Consider the following 1,135-nt stretch of genomic DNA (forward strand, 5'->3'; position numbering starts at 1 on the left):
ATTACATATTGAACTACTACAACAGCGTCAGACCTCACCATTATAACGGTGGGCTGACGCCGGAAGAGTCAGAGAACAGATACCATTTTTACTGTAAAACCGTGGCCAATATTACTTGACCACTACATATCCCCGCTGGGTGATGAGCGCGGGGATATCCGTAATGCACAGATCGTGAAAGCGGTTTTCGGGGCACAGGGGATGAATGTTGCACTGAAGGACGCCATGCTCTGCTGGGGCGAGGATGAGGATAAACCGGAGGTGGATCCGTTTGCGGCGCTGGAAGACGCGCTGAGCTTTGCAGCACAGTCATGAATGATGAGAACCGCTGAGGCGGTTTTTTTTACGCCCGGAGAAAGGTGAATGGCGACGTTACGTGAACTGATTATCAAAATTTCGGCAAATTCACAGTCATTCCAGTCGGAGATCCAGCGGGCGTCCCGTATGGGCAGTGAATATTACCGGACCCTGCAGAATGGCGGACGTCAGGCTGCTGCGGCAGCCAGGGAGCAGCGCCGGGCTCTGGCTGAGCTGAACAGCCAGTTGACGGAAATCCGCGCTTCGGCTGTCGGAATGACCGGTGCGTTTGCCGGTGCCTTTGCCACCGGACACCTGATTTCGCTGGCGGATGAATGGAGCTCCGTGAATGCCCGTCTGAAACAGGCGTCGCAGTCATCGGATGAATTTTCGTCATCACAGAAAGTGCTGATGGATATCAGCCAGCGGACAGGCACCGCATTTTCGGATAATGCGGCCCTGTTTGCTCGTTCTGCCGCCTCAATGCGTGAATATGGTTACAGTGCTGATGATGTGCTGAAGGTGACGGAGGCCATTTCGACAGGGCTGAAAATTTCCGGTGCCAGTGCGGCAGAGGCGGGTTCGGTGATCACCCAGTTCAGCCAGGCGCTGGCACAGGGGGTATTGCGCGGCGAGGAATTTAATTCGGTCAATGAAAGTGGGGACCGGATCATTCGCGCACTGGCTGCAGGCATGGGTGTGGCCCGTAAGGATCTGAAGGCGATGGCGGACGATGGTCAACTGACGGCGGATAAAGTCGTTCCCGCGTTAATCAGCCAGCTGGGGATATTGCGTGATGAATATGCAGCCATGCCGGAAACGGTGTCTGACGGGATCA

General features: G+C 55.2%; 2 protein-coding genes. Both read left to right on the top strand.

The window, feature by feature from the left end; genetic code table 11:
• The first annotated feature begins 108 nt into the window (after positions 1 to 108).
• Positions 109 to 315 carry a DUF4035 domain-containing protein gene (locus E0D98_RS24540; protein ID WP_131891303.1) on the top strand — a complete coding sequence of 69 codons (207 nt, stop codon included), beginning with the start codon at positions 109 to 111 and terminating at the stop codon, positions 313 to 315.
• A gap of 48 nt (positions 316 to 363) precedes the next feature.
• Positions 364 to 1,135, top strand: a 772-nt coding sequence (locus tag E0D98_RS24545) for a tape measure protein (RefSeq protein WP_165941062.1), incomplete at its 3' end; no start/stop codon positions are given.

It is taken from the genome of Escherichia sp. KCJ4928 (genome assembly GCF_004352695.1).
Taxonomy (GTDB): Bacteria; Pseudomonadota; Gammaproteobacteria; order Enterobacterales; family Enterobacteriaceae; genus ECMA0423.